The organism is Arthrobacter sp. 05L421 (assembly GCF_056397785.1).
This window is the reverse complement of sequence record NZ_JBFTOC010000055.1, coordinates 1-1,268: the sequence shown is the minus strand read 5'-3', so window position 1 is coordinate 1,268 and position 1,268 is coordinate 1. Positions and strand designations below refer to the sequence as shown.

Annotated in this window: 1 protein-coding gene; it reads left to right on the top strand. The window is 64.7% G+C overall.

Features of this window, described 5'->3' with window-relative positions:
• Positions 1-47: 47 nt before the first annotated feature.
• On the top strand, positions 48-1,235 hold the full coding sequence (locus AC1DKQ_RS22370; RefSeq protein WP_476920276.1) for an IS30 family transposase: 1,188 nt from the start codon (positions 48-50) through the stop codon (positions 1,233-1,235).
• Positions 1,236-1,268: the final 33 nt, after the last annotated feature.

Sequence of the window (1,268 nt, the reverse complement as noted above, 5' to 3'; positions counted from 1 at the left end):
GGCAAAGTCATATGGTCGTAGCAACGCTCTGATTGATGGAGCGTTTTATGGTCAAGCTGTTTCCTCCGAATACCCGCACCGACTTCGTTGACATGGTGTGTGGCGGGATGTCGATACTCGCCGCGGCCCGGCGTGTCGGGGTCATGCATGGGACCGGAAGGCGGTGGTGGGCGCAGTCTGGCCAGATGATGGCTGTGAACATGGGGGCTGTCGGCGGTCTTGCGGACCCGGCGCCGACGGTGGACGGTCCGGGCGGCCGGGCGTTGAATCTGGCTGAGCGGGGGATGATCCAGATGGGCCTGCGCAGCGGACTTAGTTACGCCAGGATCGGTGAGATGATCGGCCGGGACCGGTCCGTGGTCTGGCGGGAAGTGAACCGGAACACCAGCGCGGACCGGGTGTATTACGCCTCGGTTGCCCATACGAACGCTCATCAGGCCAGACGCCGGCCGAAGGCGTTGAAGCTCGTCCAGGATGAGGCGCTGTGCCGGCTGATCGGGGTGTGGATGGATGACGGGTGGAGCCCGAAACTGATCTCGGCGATGTTGGCCTTCTACTTCGCCGACGATCAGACTATGCAGGTGAGCCACGAAACGATCTACCAGGCCTTATATGTTCAATCCCGCGGAAGTCTGCGGGCAGATCTGGCGGAGAAGCTCAGCCTGAAGCGGAAGCAGCGGGTTCCCCACGCCGCGGACCGGACCAAGAACAGCCCGTACAAGGAGGCGTTCAAGATCAGTGAACGCCCGGCCGAAGTCCAGGACCGGGCCGTCCCCGGCCATTGGGAGGGCGACCTCATCATCGGCTGCGACGGGACGGCGATCGGCACGCTGGTGGAACGCTCGACCCGGTTCACGATCCTCCTCCACCTTCCCGGAGACCACACCGCTGAGACTGTCGCTGCCGCGATGATCCGGGAGATGGGCACGCTCCCGGATCACCTGCGCCGCTCGATCACCTGGGACCGCGGCACCGAACTCGCCGAGTACGCCCGGATCCAGACCGCCCTGGACACCACGCTCTACTTCTGCGATCCGCACTCGCCCTGGCAGCGCGGGACCAACGAGAACACCAACCGGCTCCTGCGGTTCTGGTTCGAGAAAGGCTCGGACCTCTCCGTTCACACCCCCGAGGACCTCCGGCAGGTCGCCGCGAAACTCAACCGCCGGCCCCGGCCCACCCTGAACCTGGAAACCCCAGCCAACCGGCTGAACCAGCTGCTGCACGCAGCCTAACCCCCTGCGTTGCTCCCACTGATTGACTTTGCC